This is a genomic window from Teichococcus rhizosphaerae, assembly GCF_002631185.1.
GTDB classification, from domain to species: Bacteria; Pseudomonadota; Alphaproteobacteria; order Acetobacterales; family Acetobacteraceae; genus Pseudoroseomonas; species Pseudoroseomonas rhizosphaerae.
Genome location: NZ_PDNU01000070.1, coordinates 1 through 16365, shown reverse-complemented (window position 1 = coordinate 16365; position 16365 = coordinate 1). Strand labels below are relative to the sequence as shown.

General features: G+C 68.7%; 13 protein-coding genes and 1 tRNA gene. All 14 read left to right on the top strand.

The annotated features are described in order from the left end of the window. Positions 1-405 precede the first annotated feature (405 nt). A tRNA-Trp gene (locus CR162_RS20520) sits at positions 406-482 on the top strand. Between the two features lie 117 nt (positions 483-599). Next, complete coding sequence (gene secE / locus CR162_RS20515) at positions 600-797, top strand: preprotein translocase subunit SecE (RefSeq protein ID WP_099097365.1); 198 nt, start codon at positions 600-602, stop codon at positions 795-797. A gap of 19 nt (positions 798-816) precedes the next feature. Then, positions 817-1353, top strand: coding sequence for a transcription termination/antitermination protein NusG (gene nusG / locus CR162_RS20510; protein WP_099097364.1), 537 nt, complete (start codon positions 817-819; stop codon positions 1351-1353). Positions 1354-1372: 19 nt separating this feature from the next. After that, positions 1373-2377: a DUF2062 domain-containing protein gene (locus CR162_RS23000; protein WP_245870512.1), complete on the top strand. Its 1005-nt coding sequence runs from the start codon at positions 1373-1375 to the stop codon at positions 2375-2377. 93 nt (positions 2378-2470) lie between these two features. Then, positions 2471-2962 (top strand): DUF4142 domain-containing protein, encoded by a 492-nt coding sequence (locus CR162_RS20495; RefSeq protein WP_099097363.1) that lies wholly within the window; start codon positions 2471-2473, stop codon positions 2960-2962. Between the two features lie 244 nt (positions 2963-3206). Beyond that, positions 3207-3641: a 50S ribosomal protein L11 gene (gene rplK / locus CR162_RS20490; RefSeq protein ID WP_099097362.1), complete on the top strand. Its 435-nt coding sequence runs from the start codon at positions 3207-3209 to the stop codon at positions 3639-3641. A 4-nt stretch (positions 3642-3645) separates the two neighbouring features. Next, positions 3646-4347, top strand: a complete 702-nt coding sequence (rplA, locus tag CR162_RS20485) for a 50S ribosomal protein L1 (RefSeq protein ID WP_099097361.1) — start codon at positions 3646-3648, stop codon at positions 4345-4347. A gap of 318 nt (positions 4348-4665) precedes the next feature. Next, positions 4666-5184: a 50S ribosomal protein L10 gene (rplJ, locus tag CR162_RS20480; RefSeq protein ID WP_099097360.1), complete on the top strand. Its 519-nt coding sequence runs from the start codon at positions 4666-4668 to the stop codon at positions 5182-5184. A 96-nt stretch (positions 5185-5280) separates the two neighbouring features. After that, positions 5281-5661: a 50S ribosomal protein L7/L12 gene (rplL, locus tag CR162_RS20475; RefSeq protein ID WP_099097359.1), complete on the top strand. Its 381-nt coding sequence runs from the start codon at positions 5281-5283 to the stop codon at positions 5659-5661. A 191-nt stretch (positions 5662-5852) separates the two neighbouring features. Beyond that, positions 5853-10034, top strand: a complete 4182-nt coding sequence (gene rpoB, locus CR162_RS20470; protein WP_099097358.1) for a DNA-directed RNA polymerase subunit beta — start codon at positions 5853-5855, stop codon at positions 10032-10034. An 85-nt stretch (positions 10035-10119) separates the two neighbouring features. Beyond that, positions 10120-14388 carry a DNA-directed RNA polymerase subunit beta' gene (gene rpoC, locus CR162_RS20465; protein ID WP_099097357.1) on the top strand — a complete coding sequence of 1423 codons (4269 nt, stop codon included), beginning with the start codon at positions 10120-10122 and terminating at the stop codon, positions 14386-14388. A gap of 371 nt (positions 14389-14759) precedes the next feature. Next, positions 14760-15131 (top strand): 30S ribosomal protein S12, encoded by a 372-nt coding sequence (gene rpsL / locus CR162_RS20460; RefSeq protein WP_099097356.1) that lies wholly within the window; start codon positions 14760-14762, stop codon positions 15129-15131. A gap of 13 nt (positions 15132-15144) precedes the next feature. Next, positions 15145-15621: a 30S ribosomal protein S7 gene (rpsG, locus tag CR162_RS20455; RefSeq protein ID WP_099097355.1), complete on the top strand. Its 477-nt coding sequence runs from the start codon at positions 15145-15147 to the stop codon at positions 15619-15621. 24 nt (positions 15622-15645) lie between these two features. Beyond that, on the top strand, positions 15646-16365 hold a 720-nt coding region (locus tag CR162_RS20450), incomplete at its 3' end, for an elongation factor Tu (protein ID WP_141563192.1).

The window sequence follows — 16365 nt, the reverse complement described above, 5'->3', positions numbered from 1 at the left end:
CGGCTCCGCTCCGCCGGAAGCCGCATGGCGGGCCGTCCCTCGGGGCGGCCCGCTTTTTTTGCGCCCATCTCCGGCGCGGGTGCCTCCTTCCGGGACGCGGCGGCGCCGCGGAAGGGCGGGAGCACCCAACCCTGCGGCAGCCCGGCAGGCTGGCGCGGCGGCGGGCAGGAAGCGGCTGCTGCCACCTGTTCTCCGCCTGGAGGGAAGGGCGCCGCCGCGCTGCATGGCTGGAGCTGCCGCATGCCGCCCCGGAGCGGCGGCAGGTGGCAGGCCCGCCATGCCGGAGGTGCCGCGCCGCTCGATGGAGAAGGCGCCGGCGCGTTGGGGAAGCACCCCTTTCAGCCTCTCGACAGCGCATTCGCCTTGACCTATAGACGCCTCCTCGCGCAGCGATGGCTGCCGTGCAGGGGCGTAGCTCAATTGGCTAGAGCGCCGGTCTCCAAAACCGGAGGTTGGGGGTTCGAGACCCTCCGCCCCTGCCAGCACCGCCCGCTTCCTGTGTGGGCCGGCCCCCGTGCGAGGCCGGATTCTTGCGGGGTGGCTCCGGCCCGGATGCCGCCCGCGAAGCGTGTCTTCCTTGAACCGTTAGGGTTGCGATTTTGGCGAAGCTCGATCCTGTGCTGTTCATCCGCGACGTGCGGCAGGAGGTGGCCCGGGTCACCTGGCCGACGCGCAAGGAGACGCTGATCACCACCGGGCTGGTGCTGGCGCTGTCGGCCCTTGCCGCGGTGTTCTTCCTGCTGACCGACAAGCTCATCCAGTTCCTGGTGAGCCTGCTGTTCGGCTTTGGCGCCTGAAGGGGACGGGAGCGGATCCATGGCTGAGATGAGGTGGTACGTCGTCCACGTCTATTCGGGCTTCGAGAAGAAGATCGCCCAGCAGATCAAGGAGCAGGCGGCGCAGAAGGGCCTGGCCGACAAGTTCGGCGACATCCTGGTTCCCTCCGAGGAGGTGACCGAGGTGCGCCGGGGCCAGAAGATCAACTCCGAGCGCAAGTTCTTCCCCGGCTATGTGCTGGTGAAGATGCAGATGACCGACGAGGCGTGGCACCTGGTCAAGGACACGCCCAAGGTCACCGGCTTCCTCGGCGCGCGCAACAAGCCGAGCCCGATCTCGGAGGCCGAGGCGCTGCGCATCGTGCAGCAGGTGCAGGAGGGCGTGGACAAGCCCAAGCGCCCCGCCATCGTCTTCGAGGTGGGCGAGCAGGTGCGCGTGGCCGACGGCCCCTTCACCAGCTTCAACGGCACGGTGGAGGAGGTGGACGAGGAGCGCGGCCGCGTGAAGGTCTCCGTCTCCATCTTCGGCCGCGCCACGCCGGTCGAGCTGGAATACGCCCAGGTCGAGAAGGTCTGAGCGCAGGGGCTCCCGCCGCATGCTCCACACGCTGCGGGAGAAGTGGACGGCCCTGCTGGCCACGCCCGAGGGGCCAGGCCGGGCCGCGCGGGGGCTGGCGGCCGGTGCCGCCGCCGCCATGCTCCCCGTCTTCGGGCCGCATCTCTTCCTTGCCGCCGCCCTTGCCCTGCTGCTGCGGGGCAGCCTTTCCATGGCGCTCGCCGCCTGCCTGGTGCTCGGCAATCCCCTGACGCATGCGGTGCTGGCCCCGGCCGAGTTCGCGCTGGGCCGGTTGCTGCTGTCGCCCGGCCCCGGCTTCCTGCCGGAGCATGGCCCCCGCTGGCTGCTGGCCCTGCTGCCCGCCGCCGAGGAAACCCTGGCCGGCGGCGTGGCGCTGGCGCTGCTGGCCGGGCCGCTCGCCTGGTTGCTGGCGCGGCGGAAGCTGTCCGGGCCGCCCAGGGCAGCGTCCAGGCCGCTGCGGGTGATCCATCTGAGCGGGCCGGTCAACAGCGGCAAGTCCGATGTGGGGCGGGCGCTGGCGGCGCTGCTGCCCCAGGCCGCGTTCATCGAGGGCGAGGCGCCGGGGCCGCCGGAGGCGATGCCGGACGAGCAGCGCTGGGCGGGCGCGCTGGGCCGCCTGCTGCGCCGGATCGCCGAGAGCGACCGCCCCTGCCTGTTGACGGCCTATCCGCTGGACGAGGCGGGCTACCGCCGGCTGCGCGTGGCCTGCGTGGCGCGCGGCGCCTCGCTTTCCGTCGTGACCCTGGCGCCGCCCCTGGAGGCGGCACTCGGCCCGCGCGGCGGGCGGGTGCCGGACGCGGCGGAGCGGTCGCGTATCCGCGCCATGTATGCCGAGGGCTACCACCAGCGGGCCTTCAGCGACGTGACGCTCGACACGGCCGGGCTGGAGCCCGGGGAGGCGGCCCGCCGCATCCTGGCGGCGCTGGCGCATCTCCAGGGCACCGCGCCGGCGGCGCCCGGCACGGACACCGGCCCTGCCGCGGGCAAGGGCACGGGCGAGGGCGCGGCCGCCGCCACCTCCTGACGCCGGGAAACACGCTGCCCCGCGCGAGCAGGGCGGGAACGGCGGGGCCTCTGGCCGGTTCCGGAACGGACCACCGCAACGGAACCAACCCCCATGCTTCGACGGAACACACTGGGCGCCCTGGCGGGTGCCGCCCTGCTTCCCCTCCTGGTTCCCGCCGCCGCAAGGGCGCAGGACCTCATGGCCGTTCGCCAGGCCGCGCTGGCGGGCGGCACCTTCGCCCTCAACAGCAGCCAGCTCGCCGCCACCCGCGCCGAGCATGCCGGCCTGCGCGCCTTCGCCGGCTTTGAGGTGGCGGAGCAGCAGGCGCTGCTGCAGGCGATGCAGCTGGCCGGGCTGCCGCTGCCGGCCACCGTGATGATGCCGGGCGAGAAGCTGCGCATGATGCAGCAGCTGCAGGAGCTGCAGGGCCGCGCCTTCGACGCCCTGTACCTGCGGGGCCAGATCGACGGCCATGAGGAGCTGCTGGCGGCGCACCAGGCGTTGCGCGCCGGGGGCGGCCGGGAGGAGCGGGTGATCTCCACCCTGGCCGTCGCCAGCATCGAGCAGCACCTGGCCATGCTGAAGGCGATGAGCGCCGCCTGAGCCGGCGGCGGGACCAAGGCCCGCCCCGCTGGCAGCGGAGCCATGCGCGGCGGGCCTTCATCGATCTCTGGACTCGCTCCGAAGAGACGGGTATACGCCCGCCTCCGCCGCAACGACCCGTGCCGCGCGCGTGCCGCGCGCCAGGCTGTTGCGGCGTTTTCTTCAGGGACGCGGGAGGCCCGGCCCCAGCCTATCGGGGACAGCCGCAAGCACCGCGCGCCTCTGAGAGCACAGAGGACGAGTCATGGCGAAGAAGATCGTCGGCTACATCAAGCTGCAGATCCCGGCCGGCAAGGCGAACCCGTCGCCGCCGGTGGGCCCGGCGCTGGGTCAGCGCGGCCTGAACATCATGCAGTTCGTGAAGGAGTTCAACGCGGCGACGCAGCAGATGGAGCCCGGCACCCCGACGCCGGTCGTCATCACCGCGTATTCCGACCGCACCTTCTCCTTCGTCACCAAGACCCCGCCCAACACCTACTTCCTGCTCAAGGCGGCGAAGCTGGACAAGGGCAGCCAGACCCCCGGCAAGGGTGGCGTGGTGGGCCGCGTGACCAAGTCGCAGCTGCGCGAGATCGCCGCGACCAAGATGAAGGACATGAACGCCAACGACGTGGAGGCCGCCGTGCGCATGCTAGCCGGTTCCGCCCGCTCGATGGGCATGTCCGTGGTGGAGGGCTGAGGTCATGGCCAAGCAGGGCAAGCGTCTGAAGGCGATCTACGCCGGTCTGGACCGCGACAAGCTGTATCCGCTGACCGAGGCCGTGGCCACGGTGAAGGCGAACGCCAAGGCGAAGTTCGACGAGACCGTTGAGATCTCGATGAACCTCGGCATCGACCCGCGCCACGCCGACCAGATGGTGCGCTCCATGGTCTCCCTGCCGCATGGCACGGGCAAGACCGTCCGCGTCGGCGTCTTCGCCCGCGGCCCGAAGGCCGAGGAGGCCAAGGCCGCCGGGGCTGACGTGGTTGGCGCCGAGGACCTGCTGGAGCTGGTGCAGGGCGGGACGATCGAGTTCGACCGCTGCATCGCGACGCCGGACATGATGGGCATCGTCGGCCGCCTCGGCAAGATTCTCGGCCCGCGCGGCCTGATGCCGAACCCGAAGCTCGGCACCGTGACGATGAACGTCAAGGACGCCGTGGCCGCCGCCAAGGCTGGCCAGGTGGAGTTCCGCGCCGAGAAGGCCGGCATCGTGCATGCCGGCATCGGCAAGGCCTCCTTCAGCGCCGAGCAGCTGGTCGAGAACGCGCGCGCCTTCGTCGAGGCCATCCAGCGCGCCAAGCCGACCGGTGCCAAGGGCACCTATGTGAAGAAGGTGGCGCTGTCCTCCTCCATGGGCCCCGGGCTCAAGGTGGACGTGGCCTCCCTCGCCGCCTCGGCCTGAGGCCGGGCGCAGAGAGATACGCGTCCCGCTCCGGCGGGGTGCGGGCAAGGGGGCGGGCTGGCCCGCCCTCTGAAACCTGTCCGAGAACGCATGTGGCCCGAGGGCCTTAAGGGGGCATCCGCCCCGCAGGCGTGAGATGGGGATGCCGAGAGAGATCGCCGCCTTGGCCGTGAACCGGCTGGGCGTGATGGCTTGGTCTTCCGCAGACTCAGACAGGCGAACCGGGGCTCGCGCGGGGGGGAGTTTTCCCGCGCCGGCCCCCGTGTGAACCGGCCGGAGCCCTTCCAAAAGGCGCCGGCCACCGTGTGGAGACGGGAGTTGGATCGTACGGAGAAGCGTGCGTTCGTTGCCTCCCTCGCGGAGGTGTTCGCGGATACTTCCTTTGTGCTCGTCGCCCAGAACAAGGGTCTGACGGTCGCCGAGGTGAGCAATCTGCGGCGCCAGATGCGGGCGGCGGGCGCGACGTATAAGGTCGCGAAGAACCGGCTGGCCACCCTCGCCCTCGACGGCACCCGCTTCCAGGGCATCTCGCCGCTGCTGAAGGGTCCGACCGCGCTCGCGTGGTCGACGGACCCGGTGGCCGTGGCGAAGACCGCCGTGGAGTTCGCCAAGGGTAACGACAAGTTCGTGATCCTGGGCGGGGCGATCGGGAACCAGACGCTGAACGCCGATGGCGTGAAGGCCCTGGCCACCCTGCCCTCGCTCGAAACCCTGCGCGCGCAGCTGGTGGGTCTCATCCAGACCCCGGCGACGCGCATCGCTGGCGTGCTTCAGGCACCCGGCGGGCAGGTGGCGCGCGTGCTGGCGGCTTACGCCAAGAAGGACGAGGCGGCCTAAGGGCGCCTTTTCGCGGAAGACCCCTGGCGGGCCGCACTTCGCCGGCCGGGGATTGCATTCATCATGCCAAGCGATTACATCGAAGGATAGAAAACCATGGCCGATCTCGCGAAGCTGGTTGACGAGCTCTCCAGCCTGACCGTTCTGGAAGCCGCCGAGCTGTCCAAGCTGCTGGAAGAGAAGTGGGGCGTTTCCGCCGCCGCTCCTGTTGCCGTGGCCGCCGCTCCGGCTGCTGGTGGCGCTGCCGCGCCGGCCGCCGAGGAGCAGACCGAGTTCACGGTCATCCTGGCCAATGCCGGCGACAAGAAGATCAACGTCATCAAGGAAATCCGCACCATCACCGGCCTGGGCCTGAAGGAGGCCAAGGATCTGGTCGAGGGCGCGCCGAAGACCGTGAAGGAAGGCGTTTCCAAGGACGAGGCCGAGAAGATCAAGAAGGTCCTCGAGGAGAACGGCGCCAAGGTCGAGGTCAAGTAAGACCGTCCTGGCCCTTCTCCGGGGCGTGCCGCTTCGGTGCGGGGCCAGGTCAGACTGGGCGAGGTTCGGGCAGGGACCCTCGGGTTCCTGCCCGCGATTGCGTTCCGCAGGGCGATCCTGCGGCACGCCAGAAGGTGGGGTGACCCGCCGGCCGGGACGGTTGGGCCGGAGCGAAGGGAAGCAGGACGGGCATGAACGCGATCACGAAGTCGTTCACCGGGCGGAAGCGCATCCGGAAGTCTTTCGGGCGGCTGCCCGAGGTGGCGCCGATGCCGAACCTCATCGATGTGCAGCGGGCCTCCTACGAGGCGTTCCTGCAGATGGGGGTGGATCCGGACGCTCGTACGAATACCGGGCTTCAGGAAGTGTTCAAGTCGGTCTTTCCGATCGACGATTTCGCGGGCCGCGGCCGCCTGGAGTTCGTGCAGTACGAGCTCGAAGAGCCGAAGTATGATGTCGAGGAATGCATCCAGCGCGGGCTGACATTCGCCGCGCCGCTGAAGGTGCGCCTGCGTCTCATCGTGTGGGACGTGGATGAGGACACGGGCAGCCGCTCGGTCCGCGACATCAAGGAGCAGGATGTCTACATGGGCGACATGCCGCTCATGACGGACAACGGCACCTTCATCATCAACGGCACCGAGCGCGTCATCGTCTCCCAGATGCACCGCTCCCCCGGCGTGTTCTTCGACCACGACAAGGGCAAGACGCACTCCTCCGGCAAGTACCTCTTCGCCGCCCGCGTCATTCCCTATCGTGGCTCCTGGCTGGACTTCGAGTTCGACGCCAAGGACATCTGCTACGTGCGCGTGGACCGGAAGCGCAAGCTGCCCGCCACGACGCTGCTCTACGCCCTGGAATCCGCCCGCACCGAGCAGCTCCGCGCCGAGCGCGGCGAGGCCCTGGAGCCGGGCGAGGTCCGCGGCATGGATGCCGAGGAGATCCTCAACACCTTCTACGACCAGGTGGTGTTCCGCCGCGGGCCGAAGGGCTGGAGCCAGCCCTTCCAGCCGGAAAGCTTCCGCGGCCTGAAGCTGATCGAGAACCTGGTCGATGCCGAGAGCGGCGAGGTGGTGGCCGAGCGCGACACCAAGCTGACGCCGCGCCTGGCGCGCAAGATCGCCGAGGGCGGCACCAGGGAGGTGCTGGTCGCGCGCGCCGAGCTGCTGGGCCGCTTCGTCGCCGAGGACATGGTGGACCTTTCCACCGGCGAGATCTGGGCCGAGGCGGGCGAGGAGCTGACCGAGCCCAAGCTGGCGCAGATCGAGCAGGCGGGGATCGACGCGCTGCCGACGCTGGCGATCGGCCAGAATGTCGGGCCGTGGCTGCGCAACACGCTGGTGGTGGACAAGAACACCTCCCGCGACGAGGCGCTGATGGACATCTACCGGGTGATGCGCCCGGGCGAGCCGCCGACGCCGGAGACCGCCGAGGCGCTGTTCCGCGGCCTGTTCTTCGATGCCGAGCGCTACGACCTCTCCACCGTCGGCCGCGTCAAGATGAACATGCGCCTGGGCTTCAGCCTGGAGGACGTGCCGGACCACATCCGCACGCTGCGCAAGCAGGACATCCTGGCGACGGTCAAGACGCTGCTCGAGCTGAAGGACGGCAAGGGCCAGATCGACGACATCGACAACCTCGGCAACCGCCGGGTGCGTTCGGTCGGCGAGCTGATGGAGAACCAGTACCGCGTCGGCCTGCTGCGCATGGAGCGCGCGATCAAGGAGCGCATGGGGTCGGTCGATATCGACACCGTCATGCCGCACGACCTGATCAACGCGAAGCCCGCCGCCGCTGCCGTGCGCGAGTTCTTCGGCTCCTCGCAGCTCAGCCAGTTCATGGACCAGACCAACCCGCTCTCCGAGGTGACGCACAAGCGCCGCCTCTCGGCGCTTGGCCCGGGCGGTCTGACGCGTGAGCGCGCCGGCTTCGAGGTGCGCGACGTGCACCCGACGCATTACGGCCGCATCTGCCCGATCGAGACGCCGGAAGGCCCGAATATCGGCCTGATCAACAGCCTCGCCACCTTCGCCAAGGTGAACAAGTACGGCTTCATCGAGACGCCGTACCGCCTGGTGCAGGACGGCAAGATCGTGGGCGCCCCCCGCTACCTCTCCGCCATGGAGGAGGAGAAGCTCGTCGTCGCCCAGGCCGATGCCGAGGTGAATGCCGACAGCGGCGAGTTCCTGTCCGACCTCGTCTCCGTCCGCCAGGGCGGCGACTTCCGGCTGGTGAAGCCGGAAGAGGTGACGGCGATCGACGTCTCGCCCAAGCAGCTCGTCTCCGTCGCCGCGGCGCTGATCCCGTTCCTGGAGAACGATGACGCCAACCGCGCGCTGATGGGCTCCAACATGATGCGCCAGGCGGTGCCGCTGGTCCGCTCCGACGCGCCGCTGGTGGGCACGGGCATGGAGGCCGCCGTCGCGCGCGACTCCGGCGCGACCATCGTGGCGCGGCGCGGCGGCGTGGTGGACTCGATCGATGGCGCCCGCATCGTGGTGCGCGCGACCAACGATGAGGACGGCACCACCCGTGGCGTCGACATCTACCGCCTGCGCAAGTTCCAGCGCTCCAACCAGTCGACCTGCATCAACCAGCGCCCGCTGGTGAAGGTGGGCGACCAGGTGGCGGCGGGCGACATCATCGCCGACGGCCCCTCCACCGAGCTGGGCGAGCTGGCGCTGGGCCGCAACGTGCTCGTCGCCTTCATGCCCTGGAACGGGTACAACTTCGAGGACTCCATCCTCATCAGCGAGCGCATCGCCAAGGATGACGTCTTCACCTCGATCCATATCGAGGAGTTCGAGGTGATGGCCCGCGACACCAAGCTGGGCCAGGAGGAGATCACCCGCGACATCCCGAATGTCGGCGAGGAGGCGCTGCGCAACCTCGACGAGGCCGGCATCGTCTATGTCGGCGCCGAGGTGAACCCGGGCGATATCCTGGTGGGCAAGGTGACGCCGAAGGGCGAGAGCCCGATGACGCCGGAGGAGAAGCTGCTCCGCGCCATCTTCGGCGAGAAGGCCTCCGATGTCCGCGACACCTCGCTGCGCCTGCCGCCCGGCACGACCGGCACGGTGGTCGATGTGCGCGTGTTCAACCGCCGCGGCGTCGACAAGGACGAGCGCGCCATGGCGATCGACCGCGCCGAGATCGAGCGGCTCGCCAAGGACCGCGACGACGAGAAGTCGATCCAGGAGCGGAGCTTCCATTCCCGCCTGCGGGAGAAGCTGCTGAACCAGAAGGCCTCGGGCGGCTTCAAGGGCGTGAAGGCCGGCACCCTCATCAATGATGAGGTGCTGGAGCAGTTCGCCCGCGCCACCTGGCGCCAGATCGGCGTGCAGGACGACGCCGTGATGGTCGAGATCGAGGCGCTGAAGCGCGAGTTCGACGCGGCGGTCGAGAAGCTGCAGAAGCGCTTCGAGTCAAAGGTCGAGAAGCTGCAGCGCGGCGACGAGCTGCCGCCCGGCGTGATGAAGATGGTCAAGGTCTTCATCGCGGTGAAGCGGAAGCTGCAGCCGGGCGACAAGATGGCCGGCCGCCACGGCAACAAGGGCGTGGTCTCGCGCGTCGTGCCGGTGGAGGACATGCCGTTCCTGGAGGACGGCACCTCGGTCGATCTCGTGCTGAACCCGCTGGGCGTGCCTTCGCGCATGAACGTGGGCCAGATCCTGGAGACGCATCTGGGCTGGGCCTGCGCCAATATCGGCAAGTCCATCGGCGAGCTGGTCGAGGATTACCGCCGTGCCGGCGCCGCCCGCGAGGCGCTGCTGGAGAAGCTCCGCGATGTCTATGGCGACGAGATCTATGGCCGCGACATCGAGGACATGAGCGAGGACCAGCTGATCGAGCTGGGCGAGAACCTGCGCAAGGGCGTGCCGATCGCGACCCCGGTGTTCGACGGTGCCCGCATGTCGGACATCGAGCGGATGCTGGACAAGGCGGGGCTCGACACCTCCGGCCAGAGCCGCCTGACCGATGGCCGCACCGGCGAGATCTTCGAGCGCAAGGTGACGGTCGGCTACATCTACATGCTGAAGCTGCACCACCTGGTGGACGACAAGATCCACGCCCGCTCCATCGGCCCCTACAGCCTCGTCACCCAGCAGCCGCTGGGCGGCAAGGCGCAGTTCGGCGGCCAGCGCTTCGGCGAGATGGAGGTCTGGGCGCTGGAAGCCTATGGCGCCGCCTACACGCTGCAGGAGATGCTGACGGTGAAGTCGGACGACGTGTCCGGCCGCACCAAGGTCTATGAGGCGATCGTCCGCGACCAGGACAGCTTCGAGGCGGGCATTCCGGAGTCCTTCAACGTCCTGGTGAAGGAGTTGAAGTCGCTCGGCCTGAATGTCGATCTGGAGAACCGCCCGGCGTGACGTTCTCGCCGAGCCTGAACCAAACTTTGCTCAGCCGCGCCGGGGATACCCCGGCGCGGCGGCCTCACCTTGAGAGGACGGCCGCATGAACGAGCTGATGAAGATCCTGGGCCAGACCGGCCAGGCGATGACGTTCGATCAGATCAAGATCACCATCGCCAGCCCGGAGCAGATCCGCTCCTGGTCCTATGGTGAGATCAAGAAGCCCGAGACGATCAACTACCGCACCTTCAAGCCGGAGCGGGACGGGCTTTTCTGCGCGCGCATCTTCGGTCCGATCAAGGACTACGAGTGCCTGTGCGGCAAGTACAAGCGGATGAAGTTCCGCGGCATCATCTGCGAGAAGTGCGGCGTCGAGGTTACGCTGGCCAAGGTGCGCCGCGAGCGGATGGGCCATATCGAGCTGGCCAGCCCGGTCGCGCATATCTGGTTCATGAAGTCGCTGCCCTCGCGCGTCGGCCTGATGGTCGACATGTCGCTGAAGGAGCTGGAGAAGGTCCTGTACTTCGAATCCTATGTGGTTCTGGAGCCGGGCCTGACCGACCTCAAGCTGCACCAGCTGCTGACCGAGGACCAGTATCTCTCGAAGCAGGATGAGTTCGGCGAGGACGCCTTCTCGGTCGGCATCGGCGCCGAGGCGGTGAAGCAGATGCTGGCCGGCATCGAGCTGGACCGCGAGAGCACCGAGCTGCGCGCCGAGCTGAAGGAGACCACCTCCGAGGCCAAGCGCAAGAAGCTGGTCAAGCGGCTGAAGATGATCGAGTCGTTCAAGGAGGGCGGCGCCCGCCCCGAATGGATGATCCTCGACGTCGTGCCGGTGATCCCGCCCGAGCTGCGCCCGCTGGTGCCGCTGGATGGCGGCCGCTTCGCCACCTCCGACCTGAACGACCTGTACCGCCGCGTCATCAACCGCAACAACCGCCTGAAGCGGCTGATCGAGCTGCGCGCGCCGGACATCATCGTGCGCAACGAGAAGCGCATGCTGCAGGAATCCGTTGACGCGCTGTTCGACAACGGCCGCCGGGGCCGCGCCATCACGGGGGCCAACAAGCGCCCGCTGAAGTCGCTCTCCGACATGCTGAAGGGCAAGCAGGGCCGCTTCCGGCAGAACCTGCTCGGCAAGCGCGTCGACTATTCGGGCCGTTCCGTCATCGTCGTCGGGCCGGAGATGAAGCTGCACCAGTGCGGCCTGCCCAAGAAGATGGCGCTGGAGCTGTTCAAGCCCTTCATCTACTCGAAGCTCGAGAAGTATGGCCACGCCACCACCATCAAGGCCGCCAAGCGGATGGTGGAGAAGGAGCGTCCCGAGGTGTGGGACATCCTGGAGGAGGTCATCCGCGAGCATCCGGTGATGCTGAACCGCGCGCCGACGCTGCACCGCCTGGGCATCCAGGCCTTCGAGCCGGTGCTGGTCGAGGGCAAGGCGATCCAGCTTCACCCGCTGGTCTGCACCGCCTTCAACGCGGACTTCGACGGCGACCAGATGGCCGTGCACGTTCCCCTGAGCCTCGAGGCCCAGCTGGAAGCGCGCGTGCTGATGATGTCCACCAACAACATCCTCAGCCCCGCCAACGGCAAGCCGATCATCGTGCCGAGCCAGGACATCGTGCTGGGTCTCTACTACCTCTCGCTGGAGACGCCGGAGTTCCGCGCCGCCCAGAAGGAGCTGGACGAGATCAAGGCGCTGATCGCGGGGGCCGCGGGCAAGTCGCCCGATGCGCTGAGCGAGGCCGAGAAGCAGGCGCTGTCGCACCGCCCCTACGTGTTCGGCGACCTCGGTGAGGTGGAGCAGGCGCTGGCCGCCGGCTCGATCACCCTGCACACCGCCGTGATGGCGCGCGTGCCGGCGCCGACCGCCGAGAACGCGAAGCGGCACGAGACGGTGCTGACCACGGCCGGGCGCATGATGATGGGCGCGCTGCTGCCGCGCGACCCGCGCACGCCCTACTCCCTGGTCAACCGCCAGCTCACCAAGAAGTCCATCTCGGACGTCATGGACGCGGTGTACCGCCATTGCGGCCAGAAGGAGTCGGTGATCTTCGCCGACCGCCTGATGGCGCTGGGCTTCCGCCAGGCGGCCAAGGCCGGCATCTCCTTCGGCAAGGACGACATGATGATCCCCGCCGAGAAGGAGGGGCTCATCGCGCGCACCAAGGCCGAGGTGAAGGAGTTCGAGCAGCAGTACCTCGATGGCCTGATCACGGCCGGCGAGCGCTACAACAAGGTGGTCGACGCCTGGTCGCGCTGCACGGACGAGGTGGCGAGCGCGATGATGAAGGAGATCTCCAAGCAGGAGATCGGCCGGCCCATCAACAGCGTCTGGATGATGTCGCATTCCGGTGCGCGCGGCTCGCCGGCGCAGATGCGCCAGCTCGCCGGCATGCGCGGGCTTATGGCCAAGCCCTCGGGCGAGATCATCGAGCAGCCGATCATCGCGAACTTCAAGGAGGGCCTGTCCGTCCTGGAGTACTTCAACTCGACCCACGGCGCCCGCAAGGGCCTCGCGGACACCGCGCTGAAGACCGCGAACTCCGGCTACCTGACCCGCCGCCTGGTGGACGTGGCGCAGGACTGCATCATCGTCGAGAACGACTGCGGCACCGAGCGCGGCATCACCGTGCGCGCCGTGATGGATGGCGGCGAGACCGTTTCCTCGCTGTCCGAGCGCATCCTCGGCCGCACCGCGCAGCGCGACATCACCGACCCGGCGACGGGCGAGGTGCTGCTGCCGCGCAACACGCTGATCGACGAGCCCAGCGCCGACCTGATCGAGAAGGCCGGCGTCGAGGAAGTCTATATCCGCTCCGTGCTCACCTGCGACGCGCGCTCCGGCGTCTGCGGCTTCTGCTATGGCCGCGACCTGGCCCGCGGCACCACAGTGAACATCGGCGAGGCGGTGGGTGTCATCGCCGCCCAGTCGATCGGCGAGCCGGGCACGCAGCTGACCATGCGTACCTTCCACATCGGCGGCGCGGCGCAGCGTGGCGCCGAGCAGTCGGCCGTGGAGGCGACCAGCGACGGCACCGTGGCCGTGCTGAACCGCAACGTCGTGGCGAACAGCCAGGGCACGCCGATCGTGATGTCGCGCAACTGCGAGATCGTGCTGTCGGACGCCAATGGCCGCGAGCGCGCCCGCTACCGCGTGCCCTATGGCGCGCGCCTGCTGGTGCTGGAGGACGGTGCGGAGGTGACGCGCGGCCAGAAGCTGGCCGAGTGGGACCCTTTCACCCTGCCGATCATCACCGAGAAGGCCGGTACCGTCGAATATGCCGACCTGATCGAGGGCGTGACCCTGGTCGAGCGGCAGGACGAGGTGACGGGCCTCTCCTCCCGCGTGGTGGTGGACTACAAGCAGGCGGCGAAGGGCGCCGATCTGCGGCCGCGCATCATCCTGAAGGATGAGAAGGGCGGGATCGTCAAGCTCGCCAATGGCGCCGAGGCCCGGTACTTCCTGTCGCCCGACTCGATCCTCTCGGTCGACAACGGCGCCCAGGTCCAGGCCGGCGACGTGGTGGCCCGCCTGCCGCGCGAAAGCTCCAAGACGCGCGACATCACCGGCGGTCTGCCGCGCGTGGCCGAGCTGTTCGAGGCCCGCCGCCCGAAGGACCACGCGATCATCAGCGAGATCGACGGGCGCGTGGAGTTCGGCAAGGACTACAAGGCCAAGCGCCGCATCCTGGTGGTGCCGGAGCAGGTGGGCGACGAGCCGCCGACCCCGCGCGAGTACCTGGTGCCGAAGGGCAAGCACGTCTCGGTGCAGGAAGGCGACTACGTCAAGGCCGGCGACCCGCTCGTCGACGGCCCGCGCGTGCCGCACGACATCCTGCGCGTGCTGGGTGTCGAGGCGCTGGCGAACTACCTGGTGAACGAGATCCAGGACGTCTACCGGCTGCAGGGCGTGAAGATCAACGACAAGCATATCGAGGTGATCGTCCGCCAGATGCTGCAGAAGGTGGAGATCCTCGATCCGGGCGACACCACCTTCCTGGTGGGCGAGACGGTCGAGCGCATCGAGTTCGAGATCGAGAACGAGAAGCTGCTCGCCCGCAAGGAGCGCCCCGCGCGCGCCGAGCCGGTGCTGCAGGGCATCACCAAGGCCTCGCTGCAGACCACCAGCTTCATCTCGGCCGCCTCCTTCCAGGAGACGACCCGGGTGCTGACCGAGGCGGCGGTGGCCGGCAAGGTGGACTACCTGGCGGGCCTGAAGGAGAACGTCATCGTCGGGCGCCTGATCCCGGCGGGCACGGGCTCGGTGATGAACCGCCTGCGAGCGCTCGCCGCCCAGCGCGACGGCCAGCGCCTGCCGCAAGGGCAGGGCGCCCTGCCCAAGCCGGGCAGCCAAGCCGCCGAGTGAGAGACCGGCCGCGGGGGCATCGCTCCCGCGGCCCTTCCGGGGGTGGCGAAGCCCTCGTTGGCCCGGCCCTGCGCCGGGTGCATGGGAGCCGGGCCCTGGATGGGCCCGGATTCAGGTGTTCGGGGGTGCGGCGCGCTTGACTCATTGGGGGTCGGCGCGTAGGTTCCGCGCCCTCGACGGGGCTTTGTCCGCCATATGGACATGGCCTGCGGAGTTCTGGACGACAGGTTCTGGGCAACCGGCGCCGCCCCCACTTTAGGGGCTGAGGCCGGGGGCGGGACAAGCCCGAGGGTGGCGCTGCGGCGTCGCCTTTTCGGGCGCTCTTGCTTGTCAGGGGCCTGGGCGTTCGAAATAGGGCACGAAGGGGCGTCATGCCGACGATCAACCAGCTCATCGCCACGGGGCGTGAGCCCAAGCCGAGCCGTAACAAGGTTCCGGCGCTGCAGGGCTGCCCGCAGAAGCGTGGCGTCTGCACGCGCGTTTACACCACCACCCCGAAGAAGCCGAACTCGGCGCTGCGTAAGGTGGCCAAGGTCCGCCTGGTGAACGGCCATGAGGTCGTGAGCTACATCCCGGGCGAGGGTCACAACCTGCAGGAGCACTCCGTGGTGCTGATCCGCGGCGGGCGCGTGAAGGACCTTCCCGGCGTGCGCTACCACATCCTGCGCGGCGTGCTCGACACGCAGGGCATCGCCAAGCGGCGCAAGCGGCGCTCGCTGTACGGCGCGAAGCGGCCGAAGTAAGGGATAGAGAGCGATGTCGCGTCGCCATAGCGCCGAGAAGCGCGAAGTTCTGCCGGATCCGAAGTTCGGCGACGTCGTGCTCAGCCGTTTCATGAACGTGCTGATGTATGACGGCAAGAAGAGCACGGCCGAGCGTATCGTCTACGCCGCCATGGACACCCTGAAGCGCCGCGGCGGTCCGAACAGCGACCCCCTGCGCCTGTTCCATGAGGCGATGGACAACGTGAAGCCGGCCGTCGAGGTCCGCTCCCGCCGCGTCGGCGGCGCCACCTACCAGGTGCCCGTCGAGGTCCGCCCGGAGCGCCGCCAGGCCCTGGCCATCCGTTGGTTGATCGAGTCTGCGCGCAAGCGTGGTGAGCACACCATGGAAGAGCGCCTCTCCTCCGAGCTGATGGACGCGGCGAACAACCGCGGCACGGCCGTGAAGAAGCGCGAAGATACGCACCGTATGGCAGAGGCCAACAAGGCCTTCAGCCACTACCGCTGGTAACAGACCCGATCGGGGACGAAGACAATGGCGAAAGCTAAGTTTGAGCGGAACAAGCCGCACTGCAACATTGGTACGATCGGGCACGTGGACCATGGCAAGACGTCGCTGACGGCGGCGATCACCAAGGTTCTGGCGAAGTCGGGCGGTGCGTCGTTCACGGCGTATGACCAGATCGACAAGGCGCCGGAGGAGCGTGCGCGCGGCATCACGATCTCGACGGCTCACGTTGAGTACGAGACGGCGAACCGCCACTACGCGCATGTGGACTGCCCGGGCCACGCCGACTACGTGAAGAACATGATCACGGGTGCGGCGCAGATGGACGGCGCGATCCTGGTGGTGTCGGCGGCCGACGGCCCGATGCCGCAGACGCGCGAGCACATCCTGCTGGCGCGTCAGGTGGGCGTGCCAGCGCTGGTGGTGTTCCTGAACAAGTGCGACATGGCCGACCCCGACCTGCTGGAGCTGGTCGAGATGGAGGTGCGTGAGCTGCTGTCGAGCTACCAGTTCCCGGGCGACGACATCCCCGTGATCAAGGGCTCGGCGCTGATGGCGCTGGAGGACAAGTCGCCGGAGCTGGGCGAGCAGGCGATCCTGAAGCTGATGGAGGCGGTGGACGCCTACATTCCGCAGCCGGAGCGCCCGAAGGACCGTCCGTTCCTGATGCCGATCGAGGACGTGTTCTCGATCTCGGGCCGCGGCACGGTGGTGACGGGGCGCATCGAGCGCGGCGTGATCAAGGTG